The sequence below is a fragment of the Pasteurella oralis genome, from assembly GCF_042681465.1.
In the GTDB taxonomy this organism is placed as follows: Bacteria; Pseudomonadota; Gammaproteobacteria; order Enterobacterales; family Pasteurellaceae; genus Pasteurella; species Pasteurella oralis.
This window is the reverse complement of the sequence record NZ_JBHUFP010000015.1, coordinates 103,754-129,027: the sequence shown is the minus strand read 5'-3', so window position 1 is coordinate 129,027 and position 25,274 is coordinate 103,754. Positions and strand designations below refer to the sequence as shown.

Here is a 25,274-nt window from a genome sequence, read left to right as displayed (position 1 = left end):
GATACTACCTACATATTTATTTTTTATTGAAAAATAAATGTAATATGCAAAAAATGAGCAAGTGATCATTTATTGCTTATTTTACTTTAATTATTTTGTTTAGAGGAAAAAATCATGTACTCAAAAGAAGTTGAAATTATTGCACCAAATGGATTACACACTCGTCCTGCAGCGCAGTTTGTGAAAGAAGCAAAAGCATTCGCTTCTGATATTACTGTCACTTCAGCGGGTAAAAGTGCAAGTGCGAAGAGTTTGTTTAAATTACAAACTTTAGCATTAACACAAGGTACGGTTATTACAATTTCAGCTGAAGGTGAGGATGAGCAAAAAGCGGTGGAGCATTTAGTCGCGCTTATCCCAACATTAGAATAATTGTTGTTAGCCATAATGTGATAAACATTATGGCTATTATTTTTCTTTTTATCATCAAATTTAATATATTTCGGAAGGGTTATATATGATTTCAGGAATTCCAGCTTCACCAGGTATTGTTTTTGGTAAAGCATTAGTGCTTAAAGAAGAAAAAATTGTACTTGATATGCGAAAAATCAGTGAGACTCAGATTGAATCTGAGATAGCGCGTTTTTATCAAGGGCGTGAAGCGGCTGTTGAGCAACTCAGTGCAATTCGAGACCGTGCAGAAAAAACATTAGGTGAAGAGAAAGCAGCAATTTTTGAAGGTCACTTAATGATTTTAGAAGATGAAGAATTAGAAGAAGAAATCATCGACTATTTACGGACAAATAAAGTGAATGCAGGCGTTGCCGCAAGTAAGATTATTGATCAGCAAGTGACTATGCTTTCGGAAATTGATGATGAATATTTAAGAGAGCGTGCTGGTGATATCCGTGATATTGGTAATCGTCTGATTAAAAATATTTTAGGTATGCATATTGTTGATTTGGGTGATATTAATGAAGAAGCGATTTTAGTTGCTTATGATTTAACGCCTTCTGAAACAGCACAGTTAAATTTAGAGAAAGTGTTAGGTTTTATTACCGATATTGGTGGTAGAACATCACATACTTCGATTATGGCACGTTCTTTGGAGCTTCCAGCTATTGTTGGTACAAATAATATCACAGAGCTGGTGAATACAGGTGATTACCTAATTCTTGATGCTGTAAATAATGCAGTTTATGTTAACCCTTCGCAGCAAGAAATTACACGTTTAAAAACATTAGAGCAAAAACTAGCAGAAGAAAAAGCTGAGTTAGCCAAATTAAAAGATTTGCCAGCATTAACGTTGGATGGGCATCGTGTTGATGTTGTTGCCAATATTGGTACGATTCGTGATGTAGAAGGTGCGGATCGTAATGGTGCTGAAGGTGTTGGTTTATATCGTACAGAATTTTTATTTATGGATCGTGACCAACTCCCAACTGAAGAAGAACAATTTATTGCGTATAAAGAAGTAGTAGAAGCAATGAATGGGCGCCTCGTTGTGTTACGTACGATGGATATTGGGGGAGATAAAGAGCTGCCTTACTTGAACTTACCAAAAGAAATGAACCCATTTTTAGGCTGGCGAGCAGTACGTATCGCATTAGACCGTCGTGAGATTTTGCATGCGCAATTAAGAGCAGTTCTACGAGCTTCGGCGTTTGGTAAGTTAGCGGTTATGTTCCCAATGATTATTTCTGTTGAAGAAATTCGTGAATTAAAAGCAGTCATTGATACATTAAAACAAGAATTACGTAATGAAGGTAAAGCCTTTGATGAAGAAATTCAAATTGGTGTGATGGTGGAAACACCAGCGGCAGCAGTTAACGCAAAATTCTTAGCAAAAGAAGTTGATTTCTTTAGTATTGGTACAAATGATTTAACGCAATATACTTTAGCGGTAGATCGTGGTAATGAATTAATCTCCCATCTATATAATCCTATGTCACCATCGGTGTTAAATTTAATTAAACAAGTGATTGACGCGTCACATGCAGAGGGTAAGTGGACAGGAATGTGTGGTGAATTAGCAGGTGATGAAAAAGCCACAATTTTATTGCTAGGTATGGGGCTTGATGAATTTAGTATGAGTGCTATTTCTGTACCACGTATTAAAAAATTGATTCGCAATGTTGATTATGCAGATGCCAAGGCGTTAGCCGCTAAAGCGTTACAGCAGCCAACAGCCGCTGAAATTGAACAATTAGTAGAAGATTTTTTAGCTGAAAAAGCATTAAATTAGATACAAGCTCAAAATTTTACGCTAAAATATAAACGCATTTACTTAGTAGGAGACTAAAATGGGTTTATTCGACAAATTATTTGGTTCAAAAGACAAAAAAGCCGTTGAAGTGGAAATTTTTGCTCCGCTTTCTGGTGAGATTGTAAATATTGAAGATGTACCAGATGTTGTTTTTTCTGAGAAAATTGTTGGGGATGGTATTGCTGTTCGTCCAACGGGTAATAAAATGGTTGCACCTGTTGATGGTGTGATTGGTAAAATCTTTGAAACTAATCATGCATTCTCAATGGAATCAAAAGATGGCGTAGAATTATTCGTTCACTTTGGTATTGATACTGTTGAATTAAAAGGCGAAGGATTTAAACGTATTGCGCAAGAAGGTCAAACAGTTAAGCGTGGCGATACTGTAATTGAATTTGACTTAGAAGTACTTGAAGCAAAAGCGAAATCTGTACTTACTCCTGTTGTCATTTCGAATATGGATGAAATTAGTAATATTGAGAAGAAAACAGGCGAAGTTGTTGCTGGTGAATCAGTCGTCTTAGTATTAAAAAAATAATCTTTGAAGTTTTCTGATTAAAAGTCTGTCTTATAATTAAGGCAGACTTTTTTATTTTAATTGTGAAAATTCATTGTTTCTATTTTCTAATTGATAATTGGGGGGTAATTCTGGATTTGCTGAATCTTCGGTCAGTGGAGCTATTTTAGGCGTTGAATTTGGTGCTTTTTCATCACTTGCTTCCTGTTTTTCATCACCTAATAATTTAGGTTGTAGTTTAGGAAAGTTCGTATTCGGCGATAGCCAAATTGCAATTAATGCTTGGGTAAATTGGGTATCGAACTCTTTATCTAAAATGGTGTCATTGAGTACAAAATAGCCACGGTCTTCAAGTGCGATATAATTTAAGACATCATTTGGGGAGATATCAGGAAAAATCTCTTTGAGCATAACGAGGTATTGTTTGCCGTCAATATCCTTAAGCTTTAAATTATCTATTTCTTTGACTAGGCTAATTGCAAAATTTTTGCCTTCAATTGGTTTGGCATAGTTAAATGTTAACATTAATGGGCGTAAGTTTTCTTCATAATGTCCAGTTTCGGTGTAAAGGCTAATCGTATAAACATGGAAAGGACCCCAATTATAATCAGCTTTTCCCACATTCAGCCATTGTGCTGAAAGTGTTGTTGAAAATAAGCACAAAATTGAAAATATTAATGCATTAAGTTTCATTATAAACTCGCCATAAACATATAATTGGCGCTGATTATAACAAAACAAATAAAAAAAAGGCGAACTTTACGTTCGCCTTCATTAGAAATTTATTGACTTATTTTAAGCTACCAACCATGTCTTCTGGACGAACCCATTTATCAAATTGTTCTGCCGTCACTAGACCTAGATTAATTGCTTCTTCTTTTAATGTTGTTCCATTTTTATGTGCTGTTTTAGCAATTTTAGCGGCATTTTCATAGCCGATATGAGTATTAAGTGCAGTAACTAACATTAAAGAGTCATCAAGTTGTTTCTTGATGCGAGGATAGTTAGGTTCAATACCTATTGCGCAATGTTCATCGAATGACACACAAGCATCGGCAAGGAGTTGCGCAGATTGTAAGAAGTTATATGCCATTACTGGTTTGAATACATTCAACTGGAAGTGACCTTGTGTGCCAGCAAAAGAGATTGTGGTGTCATTGCCTAATACTTGTGCACAAACCATTGTCATAGCTTCACATTGAGTTGGGTTGACTTTACCAGGCATAATAGATGAACCTGGTTCATTTTCAGGGATTAAGATTTCACCAATGCCAGAGCGTGGACCAGAAGCTAATAAACGAATATCGTTTGCGATTTTGTATAAAGATACCGCAAGTTGTTTTAAGGCGCCGTGTGTTTCAACAACTGCATCATGCGTCGCCAGTGCTTCGAATTTATTTTCTGCAGTAATAAATGGCAAACCTGTAAATTGAGCGATATAGTCAGCAACTTTGACATCATAGCCTTTTGGTGTATTTAACCCTGTACCAACAGCGGTACCACCTAAAGCTAATTGCGCTAAATGAGGTAATGTATTTTTTAATGCACGCAGACCAAAATCTAATTGTGCAGCATAAGCACTGAATTCTTGCCCTAGTGTGAGTGGCGTTGCATCCATTAAGTGAGTTCGACCAATTTTCACGACATCTTTAAATGCTTCTGCTTTTTGCGCGAAAGTTTTTTGTAAGCGTTCTACACAAGGAATCGTGACCTCAACGACTTTTTTATAAGCTGCAATGTGCATTGCAGTTGGATAAGTATCATTTGAAGATTGAGATTTGTTGACATCATCATTTGGATGAATGATAGATTTTTCACCTAACTTGCCGCCGTTTAAAACGTGAGCGCGGTTAGAAATGACTTCATTGAGATTCATATTTGATTGGGTACCTGAACCTGTTTGCCAAATCACGAGTGGGAATTGATCATTTAGTTTATTAGCTAAAATTTCATCACAAGCTTGGGCGATTAAATCACGTTTTTCGACAGGTAAAACACCTAAATCATGGTTAGCATAGGCTGCCGCTTTTTTTAAATAACCAAAGGCTTCAATAATTTCTTGTGGCATTGAGGCTTCAGGACCAATTTTGAAATTATTGCGTGAACGTTCTGTTTGAGCCGCCCAATATTTATCTGCTGGCACTTGAACTTCACCCATAGTGTCTTTTTCGATACGAAATGTCATAGTGTTACCTCTTGTTAAAAAATATAAGAAAATTAATGCTGAAATTCTAACACTTGAGCGTTATTTGTGGAATGCTATGCCGCAAGCAAAACTTGGTTTTGTGATTTAGATCATAAAGTGCGGTCAGTTTTATAAAAGTTTTGAAAAAGCCAAGTTGAAAAGCAGCAATTGCTTTATCTTCACATGCTTTTTCGTTAAAATCTTCCAGTTATACCTTTAATAAAGGATTTATATGCCGATGTTTAAAAATGCGCAATTTTACTTGTTAGGAACTGACTCCTATGTCGAAAAAATAGCTTGTGATTTAGCTGCTTCAGCATGGCGTTTAGGCAAACGAGTATTAATCGCCTGTGAAACGGAACAGCAAGCATTAGATATTGATGAAGCACTTTGGGCACGAGATGCTGATGAGTTTGTGCCCCATAATTTGTCTGGTGAAGTCACGACTTATGCAACCCCAATTGAAATTAGTTGGAAGGGGAAGCGTAACGCACAGCGACGAGATTTATTGATCAATTTGCAAGTGACAGTACCAGATTATGTTGGAAGTTTTAATCAGCTTATTGATTTTGTTCCAACGGAAGAAAGTCTGAAAGTCTTAGCACGCGAACGTTATAAGCAACTTAGACAGCTTGGTTGGCAATTATCAACAGAGCAGATGAAATAAAGGGAGAAAAGATGAAATTAGCTGAAGCCCTTATGCAACGCGCCGATGCACAGCGTCGTTTAGCACAACTTAATCAGCGTTTGCAGCAAAATGCAAAGTATCAAGAAGGCGAGAAACCTGCAGAAAACCCGATAGAACTGTTGATGGAATATCGCCAAGTTGCAGACAGTTTAGAAAAATTAGTTGTGCAAATTAATCTAGCAAATAATCAGATTACATTATCAAATGGTATGAAAATGGTTGAGGCTCTAGCGAAACGAGATCGTTTGAAAGATGAACATTCTGCTCTTATTAAATTAGCAGAAGCAGCTTTACCAGAACAAGATCGTTATAGCCGTAGTGAAATTAAAATGCTTTCATCTGTTGATATTAAAGTAATCCGTAAACAAGCAGATGATTTAGCAAAACAGCACCGCGAGTTAGATATTTTAGTGCAACAAGCAAATTGGCAGTATGGTCTTTAATTGAGCTTAAAGTGCGGTCAATTTTTTAGGTATTTTATTCAGAAGCGAACACAAAACACACACTATGGGAACGAAGAGCAGTTCATTTTTCTGAACTACTTTTGCTCCGTATAAGTGAATGTGTATAACGCAAATTGTATTGTGACTACCACGTGTTGATCTGAATAAAAGGGTGGGATAGGGGAATTAATCTAAGCAATCAGATTGAATAAATAAAGGAAAAGCGTATGAGTAAAATTACATTAGCAGGCAGCGAGATTGAAGTATCAGGTCATTTTCCACAATCGCATGAAAATGTTGCTGATTTCACTACAGTCAATGCAAAATTAGAAAACATTACATTATCTAGTTTTGCTGGTAAGCGTAAAGTGCTAAATCTTTTTCCAAGTATTGATACTGGTATTTGTGCGACATCGGTACGTAAGTTTAATGAACAAGCGGCTCATTTAGAAAATACAGTGGTATTATGTCTTTCTGCAGATTTGCCATTTGCACAAGCACGTTTTTGTGGTGCTGAAGGGATTGAAAATGTTATCACATTGTCTACTTTTCGTTATAAAGATGTACATAAACAGTTAGGCGTGGATATTATAGAAGGCCCATTAGCGGGTTTAACCGCGCGTGCAGTGATTGTATTAGATGAAAATAATACTGTATTACACAGTGAATTAGTACCAGAAATTAAGCAAGAACCCAAATATGAAGCGGCTTTAGCTGTTTTATAAGCATGTCTAGTTGTAGTTAATTGAAATATGAAAATACACTTTGAGTAGTTCAATTGATCACATTTGTATTCTTGATGAATATTGACGCGATTAACATAGTTACTTGAAGATGAATTAAAAATCATTTTATAAAAAACTAAAACAGGAGTAAGCCTATGGAAATGCGTTTTTCTTGGTTAAAAATTGCGGCACTTGTGGGGGGAAGTTTTTTTACTTTCCAACAAATAGATAGAAGTAATTTTGATCTGCTTTGGTTTAGATTAAAGGCATCTTTAAATCGCTATTTTATTGATTTTATGAAAGAATTTGATTTATTTCTTTTTTGGTAATAGTGGGTCTAGAGATTATATTAATGCTTATTAATAGCACGAGTATTTTATGCTTATGCTTAAAACTAAAAAACGAAATAGTTTAAAGTAAATTTACATACACAGAGAAATATAATGACAAAAAACTTCGAAATGGCAGATCGTTTTACGCCATCTGCAGTTGAACAGACCCTGTATAAACATTGGGAAGAAAGTGGTTATTTTAAACCGTCAGAAGATGCTTCAAAACCAAGTTATTCTATTGCTATCCCACCACCAAACGTAACAGGCAGTTTGCATATGGGGCATGCTTTCCAACAAACGTTGATGGACATTTTGATTCGTTTTAATCGGATGGAAGGACATAATACCTTGTGGCAAACTGGGACAGACCATGCCGGAATTGCAACGCAAATGGTTGTTGAACGCAAAATTGCTGCAGAAGAGGGTAAAACGCGCCACGATTATGGGCGTGAAGCTTTCATTAATAAAATTTGGGATTGGAAAGCTTATTCTGGTGGTACAATTAGTCAACAAATGCGCCGCTTAGGTAATTCAATTGATTGGGATCGTGAACGTTTTACTATGGATCAAGGTTTATCTGATGCAGTAAAAGAAGTGTTTGTCCGTTTACACGAAGAAGGATTGATTTATCGTGGTAAACGCTTAGTAAATTGGGATCCCAAATTACATACCGCAATTTCTGATCTTGAAGTAGAAAATAAAGAAAGTAAAGGTTCACTTTGGCATTTCCGTTATCCATTAGCCAACGGTGTGAAAACCGCAGATGGTAAAGATTATTTAGTCGTGGCGACTACTCGCCCTGAAACTATGTTGGGAGATACTGCAGTAGCGGTGCACCCAGAAGATGAACGCTACCAATCTTTAATTGGGAAAACTGTAGTATTACCATTAGCTGATCGTGAAATTCCAATCATTGCTGATGAGTATGTTGATCGTGAATTTGGGACTGGTGTAGTAAAAATTACGCCAGCTCATGACTTTAACGACTATGAAGTGGGTAAACGTCATCAACTGCCGATGGTGAATGTGATGACGCTGAATGCAGATATTCGCTCTGAAGCTGAGATCATTGGTTCAGATGGTAAAATTCTTGAGAATTACACCGCACTTATTCCGACCAAATATCAAGGTATGGAACGTTTTGCTGCTCGTAAGCAAATCGTCGCTGATTTTGAAGTACTTGGTTTATTGGATGAGATTAAACCACATGATTTAAAGGTACCTTATGGCGATCGTGGCGGTGTGCCAATTGAACCCATGTTAACTGATCAATGGTATGTGAGCGTAAAACCGCTTGCAGAAGTGGCGATAAAAGTGGTAGAAGAAGGCGAAATTCAATTTGTACCAAAGCAGTATGAGAATTTGTATTTTTCTTGGATGCGTGATATCCAAGATTGGTGTATTTCTCGTCAATTATGGTGGGGACATCGTATTCCAGCTTGGTATGATGAGCAAGGCAATATTTATGTCGCTCGTAGTGAAGAAGAAGCTCGTATAAAACACAATTTACCTGAAGATTTAACCTTAAAACAAGACGAAGATGTGTTAGATACTTGGTTCTCATCAGGTTTATGGACCTTTTCAACGTTAGGCTGGCCAAAACAAACGCCAGATCTAAAAATGTTCCATTCCACAGATGTGTTGATTACGGGGTTTGATATTATTTTCTTCTGGGTTGCACGGATGATCATGTTCACGATGCATTTTGTGAAAGATGAAAATGGCAAACCACAAGTGCCATTTAAAACAGTGTATGTCACAGGCTTGATTCGTGATGAGCAAGGACAAAAAATGTCCAAGTCAAAAGGTAACGTTATCGATCCATTAGACATGATTGACGGTATTGATCTTGAAAGTCTATTAGAGAAGCGCACTGGTAACATGATGCAGCCACAATTGGCGGAAAAAATCAGTAAAGCAACAATTAAAGCTTTCCCTGAGGGCATCGCAGAACATGGAACTGATGCATTACGTTTTACTTTAACTGCTTTAGCTACTAATGGGCGTGATATTAATTGGGATATGAAACGCTTAGAAGGTTATCGTAATTTCTGTAATAAGTTATGGAATGCGAGTCGTTTTGTATTAACGAATGACAAGTTAGATTTAAGCGAAGGTTCAGTAGAATATTCAGTGGCAGATCGTTGGATTCAATCGGAATTTAATCACACTGTTGAAGCATTCCGTAATGCTTTAGCACAATTCCGTTTCGATTTATGTGCAACGGCACTTTATGAGTTCACTTGGAATCAATTCTGTGACTGGTATCTAGAGTTGACTAAACCTGTTTTTGCTAATGGTAGTCCAGCACAAAAACGTGGTGCAAGTCGAACTTTAATTAATGTGCTAGAAAAATTATTACGTTTAGCACATCCAGTGATGCCGTTCATCACAGAAGAAATTTGGCAGAAAGTGAAAGCGTTTGCAGGTGTCACTGGTGATAGCATTATGTTACAAGCATTCCCTATATTTGAGCAAAGCGCGCTAGATTATCAAGCAGAGGCAGAAATTAGCTGGATGAAAGAGGTGATTGTTGCAATACGTAATATTCGCGCTGAGTGTAATATTGCTCCAAGCAAAGGATTAGATCTACTATTACGTAATCTTGCAAAAGCAGATCAAAATTGCTTGGAAAACAACCGCACTTTAATTCAAGCTATGGCGAAGTTAGATGCTATTCGTGTGCTTGAAGCAAACGAAGATGCCCCGCTTTCTGTTGCAAAATTGGTTAACAATATGGAATTACTGGTACCAATGGCAGGATTTATCAATAAAGAAACTGAACTTGCTCGTTTAAATAAAGAAATTGAGAAATACCTTGGTGAAGTTAAGCGTATTGAAAGTAAGTTATCAAATGAGGCTTTTGTTGCTAAAGCACCGCCTGCTGTGATTGAGAAAGAGCGTGAGAAAATGCGTGAGTATCAAGAAGGTCTTGAGAAGCTAAAAGGGCAATATCAAGCGATTGAAAATCTATAATGATTGAAAAATTGCAGCCAGTGTTGAATTGGCTGCAATTTTTTTATTTTAATTTTTTCATCTGTTTAGTTAATCTCGCCAAAATTTAGAGTAAGGTTGCTCCTAGCTAATGAAACGAAAATCTTCGTTTTCTGCCATGCCTAATGGAAAAGTGCGGTAAAATAACCGCACTTTTTTGCTTATCCGTTGCAACTTTGGCAAGCTGCAGTAAACATCCAAATTAATTTTTCTTGCTCTTTAATATAATCACTCATTTGTGAAGCTGTACCTTCATCATCAGCTTCTCCAGCAATTTCTAAGATTGTACGTTGTTGTTTTAATAACTCTTTAAAACCTTTTAGCGTACCAGTTAAGCATTCTTGTGCGCTACTTACACCAATATGTTCTGCAATAGTTGCGACTTTTAAGTATTGGCTGTAAGCATTGTTTGGTGTATGACCTAAAGTAAGAATACGTTCAGCGATTTCATCCACTTTAACTACTAAGTCATTGTAAATTTCTTCAAATTTTGCATGTAACTCAAAGAAATTAACGCCTTTAATGTTCCAGTGATAGCCGCGTACATTGGTATAAAAAACCTGATAATTAGCTAATAAATTATTCAGTTCATTAGCTAATTTTTCAGATGAAGTCGCGCATAAACCAATTGCTGTTGTCATAGGTATTTCTCCAATAATCAAAAAATCAAAATTTTATTTAAATAACGATGATAAGTCGTTAAGACAAAGCTCATCAAATGAGCAATATAACTACATGATACGTCTTATTCGCAGAGAACGGAAATTGTTAGTAATAATGACTTTGATAGGTAATATAAATTAATACTTGTTTTTTGAAAGGATATTTTGTACAAAAAGTGCGGCTTAAATTTTAGAAATTTTTTAACCGCACTTTAGCATAACTTAGTGCTCTCTGGTTTTGAAGAACTGTACGTCAGGATAACGTTCTTGCGCAAGATTTAAATTGACCATTGTTGGTGCAATATAAGTGAGGTTATCGCCGCCATCTAGTGCTAGATTTTGTTCATTTTTACGTTTAAATTCTTCAAATTTTTTAGCATCAGTACATTCAACCCAGCGTGCAGTCGCTACATTGATATTTTCGTAAATAGCTTCCACGTTATATTCCGATTTTAAACGCGAAACAACGACATCAAACTGAAGTACACCGACTGCCCCTACAATCAAATCATTATTCATTAAGGGACGAAATACTTGTACAGCACCTTCCTCTGAAAGCTGGACTAAGCCTTTTAACAACTGCTTTTGTTTAAGCGGATCTTTTAGGCGAATACGGCGGAATAATTCAGGCGCAAAGTTTGGAATTCCAGTGAATTTTAAATCTTCGCCTTGTGTGAATGTATCACCAATTTGAATCGTACCGTGATTGTGTAAGCCAATAATATCACCAGCATAAGCTTCTTCTGCATGAGTACGATCACCTGCCATAAATGTAAGTGCATCAGAAATCACGACATCTTTGCCAATACGTACATGGCGAAGTTTCATACCTTTCTCATATTTACCTGATACTACGCGCATAAATGCGACGCGGTCGCGATGTTTGGGATCCATGTTGGCTTGAATTTTGAAGACAAAGCCAGTGAGCTTTTGTTCTGAACTTTCAACTGTACGGTTATCTGCTTGGCGTGCTTGTGGTGCAGGTGCCCATTGTGTCAGACCGTCTAGAAAGTGATCTACGCCAAAGTTACCTAATGCAGTACCAAAGAAAACAGGGGTTAACTCACCGTTTAAAAATGCATCAAGATCAAATTCATTTGAGGCACCTTGGACGAGTTCTAATTCATCGCGTAGCTGCTGCGCTAAATCATCACCAACAGCGCAATCGAGTTCTGGATTATTTAAGCCTTGAATTATACGTACTTGTTGAATTGTATGCCCTTGTCCCGTTTGGTATAAATAGGTTTCATCTTTATATAAATGATAAACCCCTTTGAATAATTTACCACAACCTATTGGCCAAGTGATTGGTGCACAATGAATATTAAGTACGCTTTCTACTTCATCAAGTAATTCCATTGGATCGCGAATATCACGGTCTAATTTGTTCATAAAGGTGAGAATTGGTGTATCACGTAAGCGGGTAACTTCCATCAATTTAATAGTACGCTCCTCAACCCCTTTTGCACTATCGATCACCATTAAACAGCTATCTACAGCGGTTAGCGTGCGGTAAGTATCTTCTGAGAAGTCTTCATGTCCCGGTGTGTCTAATAAATTGACCAAACAATCATTATAAGGAAATTGCATGACAGAGGTTGTAATTGAAATACCGCGTTGTTTTTCCATTTCCATCCAGTCGGATTTGGCGTGTACGCTTGAGCCTTTTCCTTTGACAGAGCCTGCTGTTTGAATAGCTTGTCCATAGAGTAGAACTTTTTCTGTGATAGTGGTTTTACCCGCGTCAGGGTGGGAAATAATCGCAAAAGTACGACGTTTATTAACTTGTTGTGGGTAATCGTTTAATGACATTGTTTGTGTATTCATTTATAAGGTTAAAAAATAATGGGCTATTTTCGCTTATTTTGGCGTTGTTCTCAAATTTATTTATACAATCAATAAAAAATGCAAACGTTTGCTTATCTTTCGGAGTAAAGTACGTTACAATATGCCGCAATTTTTATAATACAAAAACAAGGTGCAAACAAATGACACAACTGAGTCTAAACAAAATCTATTCAGGCAAAGTGCGTGATCTGTATGAGATCGATGATAAGCGTATGTTGATGGTTGCAACAGATCGCCTATCGGCATTTGATGTGATTTTAGACGATCCAATTCCACGTAAAGGCGAAATTTTGACACAAATTTCGAATTTTTGGTTTAACAAATTAGCCCATATTATGCCGAATCATTTTACTGGAGAAACAGTATATGATGTGTTACCCAAAGCAGAAGCAGACTTAGTAAAAGATAGAGCAGTAGTCTGTAAGCGTTTGAAGCCAATTAAAATTGAGTCTATTGTACGTGGTTATTTAACTGGTAGCGGTTTAAAAGATTATCAGAAAACGGGTACGATTTGTGGTTTAGCATTGCCGGTAGGACTCGTTGAAGCCAGTAAGTTACCAGAACCTATTTTTACGCCATCAAGTAAAGCGGAAGTAGGTGATCATGATATTAATATTAGTTATGAAGAATGTGAAAATTTAATCGGTACAGAACTTGCTGCACAAGTAAAAGAAAAAGCGATTGCACTTTATCGTGCTGCCGCAGATTACGCATTAACTAAAGGTATTATTATTTGCGATACTAAATTTGAATTTGGTTTAGATGAAAGTGGCACTTTAACTTTAATGGATGAAGTACTTACACCAGATTCAAGCCGTTTTTGGTCAGTCGAGACTTACCAAGAAGGTATTAATCCTCCTTCATTTGATAAACAATTTATTCGAGATTGGTTAGAAAATAGTGGGTGGAATAAAGAGCCTCCGGCACCCAAAGTGCCAGTAGAGGTGATTAAAAAAACTGTTGATAAATACCAAGAAGCATTGGATTTGTTAACGAAATAAGCGGAAAATGAGCTTTCTTCCTTTGGGAAGGAAGCTTTTTTTCAACATGAAAATGCAAGGAGAATTATGAAATCGGTTTCAATAGTGGGATTAGGTTGGTTAGGCTTACCTTTAGCTCGCCATTTGAAAAATTTAGGTTGGGAAGTGAAAGGAAGTAAACGAACTCATGAAGGGGCAGAGCAAATGCGGCTTATCCGCCTTGAGTCTTATCCGTTAGAGCTTACCCCTGAAATTAATGCCGATCCTGATGATTTGACTATGCTGCTGTCAGTAGATTCGTTAGTGATCAATATCCCACCAAGTCAGTACTTTTTTAATCCAAAACATTATGTTTTAGGCATTCAAAATTTAGTCAATGAAGCCTTATTACATGGTATAAGTCATCTTATCTTTATTAGCTCAACATCTGTGTTTCCTGAGATCACAGGACAATTTGATGAGTCTTGTATACCACAACCTCAGTCAGAAATGGCAAAAGCGATTATGGAAGTTGAACAGTGGCTTTTCCAATTAGAAAATATTGATTGCGATATTATCCGCTTTGGTGGTTTAGTTGGTGATGATCGTCATCCAGTCTATTCGCTTGCAGGCAAAGAAATCAGAGCAGGGAATTCACCTGTCAATTTAGTGCATTTTGATGATTGTGCTCGAGCGATTCAATTATTGCTGGAAACACCAAGTTATCAACGCTTATACCATGTGGTTGCGCCTGAACATCCGCGCAAAGCAGAATATTATTCAGCGATGGCGGAAAAGTTAGGCATAGAAGCACCGCACTTCATTTGCTCAGAGAAAGATCCTGTACGCGTCATTCTGTCAGATAAGATTTATCAAGAAATTGATTTCGTTTATCAATATCCTGATCCTTATTTGATGTTGCCAAAATAGGGAAAAGTGTAGTGGACTTTCTGCTGTGTTTTTGAAATAATAAAGTGATTATTTAATCACTTTTTTTGCGTAATTATTTAAAATAAGGTTTAGTATGTCAAACACAATTTTACAACAGCTTCCAAAAGGTCAAAAAGTTGGTATTGCATTTTCTGGTGGGCTAGATACCAGTGCCGCATTATTATGGATGCGGCAAAAAGGGGCAGTACCTTATGCTTATACTGCAAATTTGGGTCAACCAGATGAAGATGACTATAATGCAATTCCGCGTAAAGCAATGGAATATGGTGCTGAGAATGCACGTTTGGTTGATTGCCGCGCACAACTAGCGCATGAAGGTATTGCTGCTATTCAAAGTGGTGCTTTTCATATCTCAACTGGCGGCATTGCCTATTTTAATACCACACCATTAGGTCGTGCTGTAACAGGTACGATGCTAGTTTCTGCAATGCGTGAAGATGATGTGAATATTTGGGGGGATGGTAGTACTTTCAAAGGTAATGATATTGAACGTTTCTATCGTTATGGTTTATTAACTAATCCAAATTTGAAAATTTATAAACCGTGGCTGGATAATCAATTTATTGAAGAATTAGGTGGACGCCATGAGATGTCAGAATTCCTCATTGCCAATGGTTTTGAATATAAAATGTCTGTCGAAAAAGCGTATTCAACAGATTCAAATATGTTGGGTGCAACTCATGAAGCAAAAGATTTAGAGTTTTTGAATACAGGCATTCGTATTGTTAAACCTATTATGGGTGTGGCATTTTGGCGTGATGATGTAGAAGTGAAAGCAGAAGAAGTGACGGTACGTTTTGAAGAAGGGAGCCCTGTTGCGCTAAATGGCAAAACCTTTAGTGATCATGTTGAACTTTTCCTTGAAGCAAATCGAATTGGAGGTCGTCATGGTTTAGGTATGTCAGATCAAATTGAAAATCGTATTATCGAAGCGAAGTCACGTGGTATTTATGAAGCACCGGGAATGGCATTATTATATATTGCATATGAGCGTTTAGTGAGTGGTATTCATAATGAAGACACGATTGAGCAATATCGTATTAATGGCTTACGTTTAGGGCGTTTATTGTATCAAGGACGTTGGTTTGACCCACAAGCATTAATGTTACGTGAAACGGCACAGCGTTGGGTTGCTCGAGCGATTACTGGAGAGGTCACTTTGGCGTTACGCCGTGGTAATGATTATTCAATTCTTAATACAGAATCGCCAAATTTAACTTATATGCCAGAACGTTTGAGCATGGAAAAAGTAGAAAATGCACCATTTGATCCAGTTGATCGTATTGGACAGTTGACTATGCGTAATTTAGATATTGTTGATACTCGTGATAAATTAGGCATTTACACGCAAACAGGTTTATTGAGTATTGCAAAAGATTCTTTCTTACCACAGCTAAATAATAAGAAAGGCTAATCTGCAATCTTTTTTAAAACAGACCGCACTTTTATTGCTATCTGGCATTGAAAGTGCGGTTATTTTTTATTAGAATTCGCCCCTACTTTTCTGTTTCCAATCAATTTTGGTGTTGTTATGTCTACTGTATTCTCATTTCCTACATTTGCGCAGATGTATCCTCATGAAAAGCGTTTTTTGAAACGTTTGCGTGAATCTTTACGTTATATAGGAAGAATAACCTTATGTTATCGGCAGGCCAAAATGTTGGAAGCATTCTTAAATCAGCATCCGTTATGGGCAGATCTTTTTAATCAACATTTGTACCGCGTGAATACCTTGTTATATGTTTATTGTGATAAAAACTTTAGTGCACAACAGCGTTTAGATGCAATAACACAGCATTTTGTCTTAGCGCAGCAGAAATTAGGTACAATGTTTTGTAAACAATTAATTACACAAAAATCGATTGTGTTGTCCTATTTAACAGAGAATTTATCATTAAAATTGAATATTAATGATATTGATCCGTTAGAAGGCTTTTTTTCACTAAATATTCAAGATAATGAAACTGGGCAAAGTCTTTATGATGCCTCATTTACTTTTTTGGCGCCGGATCAATTATTAATTGCCTCTATGCAAGGACCGAAAGGTGAAAATGCACAAGATCTTGTGCGTGCTGCAACAAAACAATTACATGGTGTGCGTCCAATGTTTATGTTAGTGAATGCTTTTAAAATATTCGCGCAAACATTGAATTGTGAATTAATTGGGATTCCGCATAAGCAACAAGCAAAATATCGTTGGAATGATTCTGCACGTTTATTATTTAATTATGATGAATTTTGGCAAGAGAATCAGGCACAGTTAGCCCAATATTGGCAGATTCCAACGGAAATAGAACGTAAGCCATTAGAAGAAATTCAGAGTAAAAAACGTTCAATGTATCGAAAACGTTATGATATGTTTGACAAGGTATTATTAGATATACAAAGCGGCTATTAATCATAAACTCTCCAAAAGTGCGGTGCATTTTTGGAGAGTTTCGTTTACCTTACATAAGGTATATGCATTAGTTGAGTTAGTTACCTAATGTCGCAACCATGACGGCTTTGATCGTATGTAAACGATTCTCGGCTTCATCAAATACAATAGAGGCCTCTGATTCAAAGACATCATCAGTCACTTCTAAACCATTCATACCATATTTTGCCGCCATTTCTTTTCCAATCGTCGTATTTTCATCATGGAACGCTGGTAGACAGTGCATAAATTTGACTTTTGGATTTCCTGTTTTTTGGAGTAATTCGCGATTAATTTGATAAGGTTTCATTAAATTAATACGCTGCTCCCATGCTTCTTCTGGTTCGCCCATTGAAACCCAAATATCAGTATAAAGGAAGTCTACGTCTTTAACGCCTTCTTCTACATTTTCTGTACAAGTAATGCGAGCACCTGTTTTTTGCGCAATTTCAGCGACCTCATCAAGTAGTTTTTGTTCTGGCCAATAGGCTTTTGGTGCAACAAGACGTAAGTCAACCCCCATTAATGCAGCTCCTTCTACAAAAGAATTTCCCATATTATTTCTGGCATCGCCTAAATATGCCATTTTCATCTGATTTAGGCGTTTTCCTTCGCCATGCTCCTGCATAGTAAGAAAATCAGCAAGGATTTGTGTCGGATGAAAATCATCAGTAAGCCCATTCCAAACAGGTACACCAGAATAATTTGCAAGCGTTTCAACGAGTTCTTGACCATATCCTCGATATTGAATGCCATCGTACATTCTACCTAATACTCTGGCGGTATCTTTCATTGATTCTTTGTGACCGATTTGAGAACCGCTCGGCCCAATATAAGTGACATTTGCTCCTTGGTCATAAGCTGCAACTTCAAAAGCGCAACGTGTACGAGTAGAGGTTTTTTCAAAAATCAATGCAATATTTTTTCCTTTTAGACGAGGTTGTTCTGTTCCTGTATATTTTGCCTTTTTTAAATTTGTAGAAAGTTCGAGTAGGAATTGAATTTCTGCTGGGGTGAAATCCATTAAACGTAAGAAATGGCGGTTACGTAAATTGACTGGCATATATTCTCCTAAATTTGAATTGATTGATGATGGGATTTTAAGCAAACGTTTGCGCGGCAAGATTATACTCTAATTTTGTGAAAAGACTAAGCAGAAATTTAGTGGATAAAAGAGAAAGTGACTGGGATAAAAAGTGCGATTTAATAAAAATAAATCGCACCATAACAAATAGGATCTAATTACGCTTTTGTTTTCATATCAAATTTATAGGATACGAAACCATATAATGTCCAACCAATGAAAGTTGCAATAGAGCCGTATAACATTGCCTGTTCACCAGCAGCATAGAGCGCATATAGGCTATAAACAGAACCAATAAATGCGACAATCGTTGTTACTTTAGCTTTATTCTCAGGTACTTTTTCTACTTTTTGTAACACGATTAAAGCTGCCATTGATAATAAATATGGAATGACATTAGTGACAACGGCTAAATCAACCAGTACATTAAATTGTTTATTTAATGATGGGCTTATGGTCATTAATGAAAGTAGGCTTTGAATCGCTGTAATAGTTATCATACCGACAATTGGAGCATCTTTACTAGTAACTTTTTTGAAGAAAGCAGGGAAATAGCCTTCTTCAGCGGAGCTTTTAAACACTTGTGCAATCGTGAATTGCCAGCCTAAAAGCGAACCAAAGCAAGACATCACCATCAATCCCATGACAATTTTACCTGTCGTTTCTTCAAACATATGTGCGAATGCTAGTCCAAATGGCGCAGTCGAATTTGCAAGTTCCATATTAGGCACGATACCTGCAATGACATTCGTTGATACAATATAAATAACCGCAGCACCTAATGTGCCTCCTAATACTGCAATGGGTACATTACGTTCAGGATTTTCAACAACATCAGTATTGGCACAAGCTGACTCTAAGCCTAAGAATGCCCATAATGTCATTGAAATAGAAACACCAATAGCTTCAAAAGTAGGAACATTGTGTGGATTCCAAGAATTGACATACATTTCACCATCAAACCAATACCAACCAATAAAGCAGAGACCTACGACAGGAATAATAACACCCCAAATAGTAAATGAACTGATGTTCCCAGTGATTCTTGCCCCACCAAAGTTTAATACTGTTGCTAACCATAACGTAATAATTGTCCATCCAGCGATAGCAACTGGAGAAAGTGTAACTTCAAGTAATTCTGAACCGTAGCCAACGGCAGATATTGCAATCGCCGTATTGGCAATGATGAGTGATACACCATAAGTATAGTTTGCCATGAAGTTTCCAGCTTTACCGAAAGAATACTCTGCATAACCGCCCATACCCCCAGATTTTTTGCTGAACATACCACATTGTGCGAATGCATAGGCAAGTGCAGTGGAACCCACTGCTGTGACTAACCAAGAGACAATAGAAATGGTACCAATTTCAGCGAGCTTAGTTGGTAACATGATAATGCCGGAACCCATCATATTTACCATAGTAAGAATAGTGAGTTGAACGACACCAATTTTATTATTTTTTGCACTCATAATTTTGTCCTCACAAAAGTGCGGTAAGTTTGTACCGCACTTTTTTAGTTAATGATTTAATTTTCGGTTAATACGTATCCATAAGCACGGGTACGTCCATCAAGATCTTTTTGTAAATAAACGCCTTGAATTTCTGGTGCAAAGCCTGGCAATACATTGATACCTTCTTCTAACGCAAGGAAGTATTCTTGTGCAGTCTTACTCCATCTTTCGCCTGGTACAACGCAAAGCACACCTGGCGGATATGGTAAAGCACCTTCTGCCGCGATCCGATTAACGATTTCTGTTAATGGCACAAGTTCTACTTTATTACGTACGAATTCAATATTGGCTTGATGTGGATTCATGACATATTCAGGCAGTGTCGCTTTTCTGAATAAATTGCGTTGTAACGTTTTGACATTACGACTCACATAGAGGTCGTGCATTTCTTGGCATAGACGTTTAATCGTATAGCCTGTATAGCGTTCTTCATTGTTTTTATAAACAGTTGGTAAAACGTCTTTTAACAATGAGTCTTTTTTGATGTGCTGTTCAAATGCAGCGATTTGGGCAACTAATGTTTGCATTTTAGTCAGCGTTTCTGCTGGTGTTAGTAAAAAAAGAATAGAATTTAAGTCACATTTTTCAGGAATGATGCCATTTTCGCGTAAATAGTTAGCTAAAATCGTGGCTGGTATACCAAATTTTTCATATTCGCCAGTTTCGATATCAATTCCTGGTGTCGTTAACATAAATTTGCAAGGATCAACAAAATATTGATTATCTACATAACCTTCAAATTTATGCCATTTATCTTCAGCATGGAATTTGAAAAACTCTAAACTATTAGCCATTTCTTCTGTGTCATAATCTTGCCATTTTTTACCTTTCACATATGGTGGAATGAATGGCTTAATCAGATCACAGCTATTTAATACCATTTTACGTGCTTCAATACCGACTTTTACACAATCATGCCATAAACGGATACCAGCAGGCGTACCTTGGATTTTGGCGTTCACGTCTAAAGTGGCAAATAGCGGATAAAATGGACTCGTTGATGCATGTAACATAAAGGCATTATTAAAATGTTTATGATTACAGTAACGAGCTTGTCCTTTGATATGTTTATCTTTTTTGTGAATTTGAGAGGCTTGTGAGAAACCAGCCTGTTGTTTATGAACAGATTGGGTGACGAAAATACCTGGGTCGTTTTCATTTAATTCTAATAATAATGGCGTGCAATCTCTCATCATTGGAATAAACTGCTCATAACCTACCCAAGCTGAATCAAATAAAATGTAATCACATAAATGACCAATTTTATCGACGACTTGGCGAGCATTATAAATAGTACCGTCATAAGTGCCGAGTTGAATCACTGCAAGGCGGAATGGACGTTGCTGATTTAATTTTTCTGGGGCAACTTCTTTGATTAAAGATTTTAAATAGTCTTCATCAAAACAATGATTATCAATACCACCGATAAAGCCAAATGGGTTACGTGCGGTTTCTAAGTAAATTGGCGTAGCACCCGCTTGAATTAATGCGCCATGATGGATTGACTTGTGATTATTACGATCAAACAGTACAAGATCGCCTGGAGTAAGTAGTGCATTAGTAACGACTTTATTGGCAGAAGAGGTCCCATTTAGTACGAAGTATGTTTTATCTGCATTAAATACTTGTGCCGCATGTTTTTGCGCATCACAGGCTGCACCTTCATGGATGAGTAAATCACCTAATTTTACGTCAGCATTACAAATATCTGAGCGGAAAATATTTTCACCGTAAAAATCATATAAATATCGCCCAGCAGGATGTTTGCGGAAGTACTGACCACCTTGGTGTCCAGGACAATCGAAAGCTGAATTACCCATTTCGACATACTCGCTCAACATTTTGAAGAATGGGGGTAATACTTTTTCTTCGTAGAGGTGCGCCGCTGTTTCAATTTGGCGACTATACAAATTAATATCATAATTGTTCAAATCTTGAACGTGATAAACTTTATCGAAGAATTTCGGGTCTAGGAATTGTCCTTCTTTAACAGCAACAAAGACAGGAATATTAAATTCTGTTGCCTGTATGTTATCAATATAATCTTCAATATCTTCAGCACTAAGTATTATAGCGCCTATATCAGTAAAATCCGTTTCTTGAACAGAAACTAACACTCTTGTTGTATTAAAGTAAGGTCGAATTAATGGACTATATGCAATTTTTAAATTTAACATAAATGACTCCTTTTTTTATTTAAGTAATAAAATTCCTTCCACTATTATTAAATAATGGATAAGAATTGAACTTAATATTTTAATTAATCTTATTTTTATTTATTCATATTTCATGCATAAAAATAGATTAAGTAATATATTAGGTTTTTTGAATGAGAACGGCTAAATTAAATACAGAGGCAATGCATAAGAGAATAAAAATTATATTTCTAAATGTATTGTTGTATTTAACAATAGCGAACTGCCTGTACTAAAGAGTACAGGTGTACTTACAGAAAGCACGCTTAATCAGCGTGATTAGATGAAGATATTTGAGAATTGAAGATAGAATAAGAAAAACAAGAACGATGCGACGGCATCATAATATGTCTTGTTCTACGAATATGTGCCATAATAGAACGCCCTTTGTCGGGGTGGTATTCTTTGTAATAGTCATGTATTAGCATAAAACTCTCCAAGTGTATTTATTTAACATTAGATTGCCTTACTTTATTGATTGTCTAATTTCTCTCATTCTTATTATTTTTGCAAGTTAAATTTATTCATTTGTGATATTTATCACATTTTTTATTCTTGTTTTAACGAAGTATTAATTTTATTAACAATTTTTTAATTTTGTTTTTGATTAAATTATTTATTTTTTAGATTTAATGATTGGGGTGAAATATTTTTTTATTTTCTAAAAAAATACTCCTTTACATAATGTATGTAAAGGAGTAAATGCATTAAAATAGAACCTTAACTTTCATTAAGGTTTTAACGTTGCTTGGAAACGTGCAGATGGATGTAAGATCTTTTGTGCGATATTATCAATTTTAGCTTTATGTGAAAGCTGTTCTAATTGTTGATAAAGATAGATTCCTTTCGTACTATTCGTGTGCCAAAAACTTTGTTCAATAATTGCGGCAACTGAAACTAAAGAGTCAAATTGTTGCTTAATTTGTGTGTGCTTCTCATTCACTTTCTTTTGTAATAATGATGATTCGACACCATGGCGCATAACCTCATCTAAGATTTGGTGAGTTTGAGCAGTAAGTTCTTGTACCCGTTCTGGCGCACAACTAAACTCAATTTTTCCCTCTAAATAAGCTTGCTCTTTATCTTGCCCAAACCAGCTATTTACAGCATAAATGCCAGAGGATTGTTCGCGTAAGGCAAGACGAAGTTTTTCTTGCAAAATATCACCTAATAAATCTAATTGATATTGCAATTCAGGTTGCCATTGGTTTTGAGCGCTGAGATAAATTTCGACTTCTGCACGAGGTTCCTCTAAGCCACGCATCACAAAGGGTTTACTCGGTGTGTTTGGCGAAACATCATAAGCTTGGCGCACTTGAGTATTCACAGGGATAGAAGCTAAGTATTTTTTAGCCAATGTTTCTGCTTGTTTCTGACTAATATCACCAATAATAAAGTAAGTAAAATCAGTTTTTCCTAGCACTGCCTGACGATAGAATTCTGTGAGTTGCTGTGCTGAAAAGGACAATAATTCTTTACGGTTTGGACTGTAAACGGTCGTAATATTGGGATAACGTAATGCAGAAACGTTTTGTATAAACTCCGTTTCTTTGTCTACTTGGCGGAAGTAATCTATTGTTTCTTTCTTATAGCGTTCAAGGGCTTGTTCAGATACTGCTGTGCCTTGTAGTTTTAATCGAAACAATTTCAATAAATCATCAAGCTGATCTGTTTTTCCTACTGCTGTAAATCCTTGTTTGTAATCATCTACAATTGTTGCTAAAGCAATTGGGCTTTGACTAAATAATTGGTTAATATCAGAGAGTGTTAGACTACCTACACCAGAATCGTCAGTTAAAGTGACCGCAGTTTTGAATAGATGGTAGTCTTTAGGTGCAACAGAGCGTAATCCTCCACTTGTAATCGCTTTAAAATAGACTTGGTTCGGGGTTTTATCGCTGTAGTGATAAATCAATTTGCTGCCATTCGCTAATTGATATTCTGTAATATCACCTTTTTGCCAATATTTCTGTTTTTTGACTTCACCACTTGCGATATCTATTACTGGCATTTCTACTTTTTGTTTTTGTTGTGTCCAGCTATGTTGTGGTGTGGTAATGGTTTGTTGCCACATTTTTTCGACATCACTTTGTTTTAGCGACAATGTTGTTGCTGGATAAGGCTGAGTGATTAACAGTAATTTCGCTTTGATATCTAATAATTGTTTAAAGTGTTGATTAATATCATTTAGCGTAATTTCTTTTAAAAAGTGTTGATTAAGACGATAACGATCTTCAATGCTAATAACGATTTGATTATTCGCGGCCGATACAATGAGATCATCTGCAATTTTTAAACTACCTGATTTGATCGTCCGTTGTTTTTCATTGAGTTTAACTAAACGAGAGATTTCTTGCTGGAATTCTTGCTCAGAGAAACCATGCTGCTTAATCTCGGCGATAAATGAAAATAAGGATTGTGTTACTTTTTGATAGTCAGTATCAAATAATTGTAATAAGAAAATGTTTTGTAAGGTTTCTTTACCTAAATGTGTACGGTAGAAATTGGCGGATTCTATTTTTTGATTTTCGACTTGTTCCCATGTTTGTAAACGTAAGTTAGTCAAACGAATTAGAATTTGTTGAATTAAGTCTTGTTTATAGGACGCAAGTGTATTTTTTTCTTTGAATTCTTCAAAAAAACTGAATTCAATTGTGGGAATGTTTGTGCCTTTTTCTGAAATACTGGCAAGGCGCCACTGATTTACTAATGGAATAGAAAAATCAATTTTTTGTAATGGTGTTTTACTGATTGGATTAGCAATATTAAGTTGCTCTTTTAACAGCGCTGTGACTTCTCGTGGATTAATATCACCAACAATAATGACAGACATATTATCTGGACGATACCATTTATGATAAAAATCGGCAACACGTTGTCTAGAAATATTGCGGATAATATTCATATCGCCAATCGGATCACGTAAAACATAACGAGAGCCAGCCATTTCGACAGCACTTTTTTTATCACCCAAACGTAGCATCGGGCTTAAACGACGGCGCCATTCTTCCTGCACAATACCACGTTCATTATCTAAATCTTTTTGCAAGATAGTTAAATTGTGCATCCATTCATTTAACACATCGAAAGCTAATACAAGACTTTGATTGTCATTTTTATCTAAATTCAAAGTATAAACAGTATTCTCAAAATCAGTGAACGCATTGATATCACGGGCAAATTTCATGCCTAATTTTTCAAGCGCATTAATAATTTGATTCTCGGGGAATTTTTTTGAACCATTAAATGCCATATGCTCAACTAAATGGGCAATGCCTTTTTGGTCATCATCTTCATGCATAGAACCTGCATTTACCACGAGGCGAATATAAACTCGCTTAGCAGGCTCAGTATTTTGCATGACATAATAGGTTAAACCATTTTCTAGTTTGCCATGTTGAACATTGCGATCAAAAGGCAGCTGTTCAGAATGAGTTTGAGTTGTTGAGTGACAAGCAAATAGAAACAAAAATGCACTTAAAAGTGCGGTCAGTTTTTTCATTATTTTTTTACCTAGTATAGGATCAACAAAATCTACGTATTATTAATATAACA

The 25,274-nt window shown here is 36.3% G+C and carries 21 protein-coding genes; 12 read left to right on the top strand and 9 right to left on the bottom strand.

Annotated features, from left to right (window positions below):
• Positions 1 to 114: 114 nt before the first annotated feature.
• The 3 genes from ptsH (at position 115) to crr (ending at position 2,744) form a co-directional block, all read left to right on the top strand.
• Positions 115 to 372 (top strand): phosphocarrier protein Hpr, encoded by a 258-nt coding sequence (gene ptsH, locus ACFSAV_RS09155; protein ID WP_049215968.1) that lies wholly within the window; start codon positions 115 to 117, stop codon positions 370 to 372.
• Between the two features lie 85 nt (positions 373 to 457).
• Positions 458 to 2,185, top strand: a complete 1,728-nt coding sequence (ptsI, locus tag ACFSAV_RS09150) for a phosphoenolpyruvate-protein phosphotransferase PtsI (RefSeq protein ID WP_379098808.1) — start codon at positions 458 to 460, stop codon at positions 2,183 to 2,185.
• A gap of 58 nt (positions 2,186 to 2,243) precedes the next feature.
• On the top strand, positions 2,244 to 2,744 hold the full coding sequence (gene crr / locus ACFSAV_RS09145; RefSeq protein WP_379098805.1) for a PTS glucose transporter subunit IIA: 501 nt from the start codon (positions 2,244 to 2,246) through the stop codon (positions 2,742 to 2,744).
• A gap of 51 nt (positions 2,745 to 2,795) precedes the next feature.
• On the opposite strand, the gene ACFSAV_RS09140 is transcribed toward crr, so the two are convergent.
• Both ACFSAV_RS09140 and fumC read right to left on the bottom strand, forming a co-directional pair.
• Positions 2,796 to 3,416 (bottom strand): hypothetical protein, encoded by a 621-nt coding sequence (locus tag ACFSAV_RS09140; protein WP_101775915.1) that lies wholly within the window; start codon positions 3,414 to 3,416, stop codon positions 2,796 to 2,798.
• Positions 3,417 to 3,513: 97 nt separating this feature from the next.
• Positions 3,514 to 4,908, bottom strand: coding sequence for a class II fumarate hydratase (gene fumC / locus ACFSAV_RS09135; protein WP_379098801.1), 1,395 nt, complete (start codon positions 4,906 to 4,908; stop codon positions 3,514 to 3,516).
• 238 nt (positions 4,909 to 5,146) lie between these two features.
• Between fumC and ACFSAV_RS09130 the strand changes: the two genes are divergently transcribed.
• The 5 genes from ACFSAV_RS09130 (at position 5,147) to ACFSAV_RS09110 (ending at position 10,072) form a co-directional block, all read left to right on the top strand.
• A complete protein-coding gene (locus ACFSAV_RS09130) occupies positions 5,147 to 5,575 on the top strand; it encodes a DNA polymerase III subunit chi (RefSeq protein ID WP_101776015.1) in 429 nt (142 codons plus the stop codon).
• A gap of 11 nt (positions 5,576 to 5,586) precedes the next feature.
• Positions 5,587 to 6,039, top strand: coding sequence for a DIP1984 family protein (locus ACFSAV_RS09125; RefSeq protein ID WP_101775917.1), 453 nt, complete (start codon positions 5,587 to 5,589; stop codon positions 6,037 to 6,039).
• 227 nt (positions 6,040 to 6,266) lie between these two features.
• Entirely contained in the window at positions 6,267 to 6,764 is a 498-nt protein-coding gene (gene tpx, locus ACFSAV_RS09120) for a thiol peroxidase (protein WP_379098797.1), read from the top strand.
• Between the two features lie 155 nt (positions 6,765 to 6,919).
• Positions 6,920 to 7,093, top strand: coding sequence for a hypothetical protein (locus ACFSAV_RS09115; RefSeq protein WP_167383050.1), 174 nt, complete (start codon positions 6,920 to 6,922; stop codon positions 7,091 to 7,093).
• Between the two features lie 114 nt (positions 7,094 to 7,207).
• On the top strand, positions 7,208 to 10,072 hold the full coding sequence (locus ACFSAV_RS09110) for a valine--tRNA ligase (protein ID WP_379098793.1): 2,865 nt from the start codon (positions 7,208 to 7,210) through the stop codon (positions 10,070 to 10,072).
• Between the two features lie 179 nt (positions 10,073 to 10,251).
• Here the strand turns inward: ACFSAV_RS09110 and ACFSAV_RS09105 are convergent, their stop codons facing one another.
• Together ACFSAV_RS09105 and prfC are read right to left on the bottom strand one after the other, a co-directional pair.
• The gene (locus ACFSAV_RS09105) at positions 10,252 to 10,731 is read right to left on the bottom strand and encodes a Dps family protein (RefSeq protein ID WP_379098790.1); all 480 of its coding nucleotides are present in this window, start codon (positions 10,729 to 10,731) and stop codon (positions 10,252 to 10,254) included.
• A 243-nt stretch (positions 10,732 to 10,974) separates the two neighbouring features.
• Positions 10,975 to 12,564, bottom strand: a complete 1,590-nt coding sequence (gene prfC, locus ACFSAV_RS09100) for a peptide chain release factor 3 (protein ID WP_379098787.1) — start codon at positions 12,562 to 12,564, stop codon at positions 10,975 to 10,977.
• A 176-nt stretch (positions 12,565 to 12,740) separates the two neighbouring features.
• Here prfC and ACFSAV_RS09095 point away from each other — a divergent pair, with 176 nt between their 5' ends.
• The 4 genes from ACFSAV_RS09095 to ACFSAV_RS09080 all read left to right on the top strand — a co-directional run bounded on the left by ACFSAV_RS09095 (position 12,741) and on the right by ACFSAV_RS09080 (position 16,908).
• Positions 12,741 to 13,601: a phosphoribosylaminoimidazolesuccinocarboxamide synthase gene (locus ACFSAV_RS09095; protein WP_101775922.1), complete on the top strand. Its 861-nt coding sequence runs from the start codon at positions 12,741 to 12,743 to the stop codon at positions 13,599 to 13,601.
• 66 nt (positions 13,602 to 13,667) lie between these two features.
• Positions 13,668 to 14,489, top strand: coding sequence for an SDR family oxidoreductase (locus tag ACFSAV_RS09090; RefSeq protein WP_379098784.1), 822 nt, complete (start codon positions 13,668 to 13,670; stop codon positions 14,487 to 14,489).
• 94 nt (positions 14,490 to 14,583) lie between these two features.
• Positions 14,584 to 15,924 (top strand): argininosuccinate synthase, encoded by a 1,341-nt coding sequence (gene argG, locus ACFSAV_RS09085; protein ID WP_379098781.1) that lies wholly within the window; start codon positions 14,584 to 14,586, stop codon positions 15,922 to 15,924.
• Between the two features lie 117 nt (positions 15,925 to 16,041).
• The gene (locus ACFSAV_RS09080; protein WP_379098778.1) at positions 16,042 to 16,908 is read left to right on the top strand and encodes a VirK/YbjX family protein; all 867 of its coding nucleotides are present in this window, start codon (positions 16,042 to 16,044) and stop codon (positions 16,906 to 16,908) included.
• 76 nt (positions 16,909 to 16,984) lie between these two features.
• Here ACFSAV_RS09080 and argF read toward each other — a convergent pair whose 3' ends face one another.
• The 5 genes from argF to ACFSAV_RS09055 form a co-directional block, all read right to left on the bottom strand.
• Positions 16,985 to 17,989 (bottom strand): ornithine carbamoyltransferase, encoded by a 1,005-nt coding sequence (argF, locus tag ACFSAV_RS09075; protein WP_379098775.1) that lies wholly within the window; start codon positions 17,987 to 17,989, stop codon positions 16,985 to 16,987.
• A gap of 179 nt (positions 17,990 to 18,168) precedes the next feature.
• Positions 18,169 to 19,482: a putrescine-ornithine antiporter gene (gene potE / locus ACFSAV_RS09070; protein ID WP_101775927.1), complete on the bottom strand. Its 1,314-nt coding sequence runs from the start codon at positions 19,480 to 19,482 to the stop codon at positions 18,169 to 18,171.
• Positions 19,483 to 19,538: 56 nt separating this feature from the next.
• Entirely contained in the window at positions 19,539 to 21,701 is a 2,163-nt protein-coding gene (speF, locus tag ACFSAV_RS09065) for an ornithine decarboxylase SpeF (protein ID WP_379098771.1), read from the bottom strand.
• Positions 21,702 to 21,985: 284 nt separating this feature from the next.
• On the bottom strand, positions 21,986 to 22,147 hold the full coding sequence (gene speFL / locus ACFSAV_RS09060) for a leader peptide SpeFL (protein ID WP_101775929.1): 162 nt from the start codon (positions 22,145 to 22,147) through the stop codon (positions 21,986 to 21,988).
• A 302-nt stretch (positions 22,148 to 22,449) separates the two neighbouring features.
• The gene (locus tag ACFSAV_RS09055; RefSeq protein ID WP_379098768.1) at positions 22,450 to 25,221 is read right to left on the bottom strand and encodes a M16 family metallopeptidase; all 2,772 of its coding nucleotides are present in this window, start codon (positions 25,219 to 25,221) and stop codon (positions 22,450 to 22,452) included.
• Positions 25,222 to 25,274 lie beyond the last annotated feature (53 nt).

Excerpts from the sequence above, each read along its gene's own strand:
- ptsH (WP_049215968.1), top strand. The coding sequence starts at position 115 with ATGTACTCAAAAGAAGTTGAAATTATTGCACCAAATGGATTACACACT.
- ptsI (WP_379098808.1), top strand. The coding sequence starts at position 458 with ATGATTTCAGGAATTCCAGCTTCACCAGGTATTGTTTTTGGTAAAGCA.
- crr (WP_379098805.1), top strand. The coding sequence starts at position 2,244 with ATGGGTTTATTCGACAAATTATTTGGTTCAAAAGACAAAAAAGCCGTT.
- ACFSAV_RS09140 (WP_101775915.1), bottom strand. The coding sequence starts at position 3,416 with ATGAAACTTAATGCATTAATATTTTCAATTTTGTGCTTATTTTCAACA.
- fumC (WP_379098801.1), bottom strand. The coding sequence starts at position 4,908 with ATGACATTTCGTATCGAAAAAGACACTATGGGTGAAGTTCAAGTGCCA.
- ACFSAV_RS09130 (WP_101776015.1), top strand. The coding sequence starts at position 5,147 with ATGTTTAAAAATGCGCAATTTTACTTGTTAGGAACTGACTCCTATGTC.
- ACFSAV_RS09125 (WP_101775917.1), top strand. The coding sequence starts at position 5,587 with ATGAAATTAGCTGAAGCCCTTATGCAACGCGCCGATGCACAGCGTCGT.
- tpx (WP_379098797.1), top strand. The coding sequence starts at position 6,267 with ATGAGTAAAATTACATTAGCAGGCAGCGAGATTGAAGTATCAGGTCAT.
- ACFSAV_RS09115 (WP_167383050.1), top strand. The coding sequence starts at position 6,920 with ATGGAAATGCGTTTTTCTTGGTTAAAAATTGCGGCACTTGTGGGGGGA.
- ACFSAV_RS09110 (WP_379098793.1), top strand. The coding sequence starts at position 7,208 with ATGACAAAAAACTTCGAAATGGCAGATCGTTTTACGCCATCTGCAGTT.
- ACFSAV_RS09105 (WP_379098790.1), bottom strand. The coding sequence starts at position 10,731 with ATGACAACAGCAATTGGTTTATGCGCGACTTCATCTGAAAAATTAGCT.
- prfC (WP_379098787.1), bottom strand. The coding sequence starts at position 12,564 with ATGTCATTAAACGATTACCCACAACAAGTTAATAAACGTCGTACTTTT.
- ACFSAV_RS09095 (WP_101775922.1), top strand. The coding sequence starts at position 12,741 with ATGACACAACTGAGTCTAAACAAAATCTATTCAGGCAAAGTGCGTGAT.
- ACFSAV_RS09090 (WP_379098784.1), top strand. The coding sequence starts at position 13,668 with ATGAAATCGGTTTCAATAGTGGGATTAGGTTGGTTAGGCTTACCTTTA.
- argG (WP_379098781.1), top strand. The coding sequence starts at position 14,584 with ATGTCAAACACAATTTTACAACAGCTTCCAAAAGGTCAAAAAGTTGGT.
- ACFSAV_RS09080 (WP_379098778.1), top strand. The coding sequence starts at position 16,042 with ATGTCTACTGTATTCTCATTTCCTACATTTGCGCAGATGTATCCTCAT.
- argF (WP_379098775.1), bottom strand. The coding sequence starts at position 17,989 with ATGCCAGTCAATTTACGTAACCGCCATTTCTTACGTTTAATGGATTTC.
- potE (WP_101775927.1), bottom strand. The coding sequence starts at position 19,482 with ATGAGTGCAAAAAATAATAAAATTGGTGTCGTTCAACTCACTATTCTT.
- speF (WP_379098771.1), bottom strand. The coding sequence starts at position 21,701 with ATGTTAAATTTAAAAATTGCATATAGTCCATTAATTCGACCTTACTTT.
- speFL (WP_101775929.1), bottom strand. The coding sequence starts at position 22,147 with ATGCTAATACATGACTATTACAAAGAATACCACCCCGACAAAGGGCGT.
- ACFSAV_RS09055 (WP_379098768.1), bottom strand. The coding sequence starts at position 25,221 with ATGAAAAAACTGACCGCACTTTTAAGTGCATTTTTGTTTCTATTTGCT.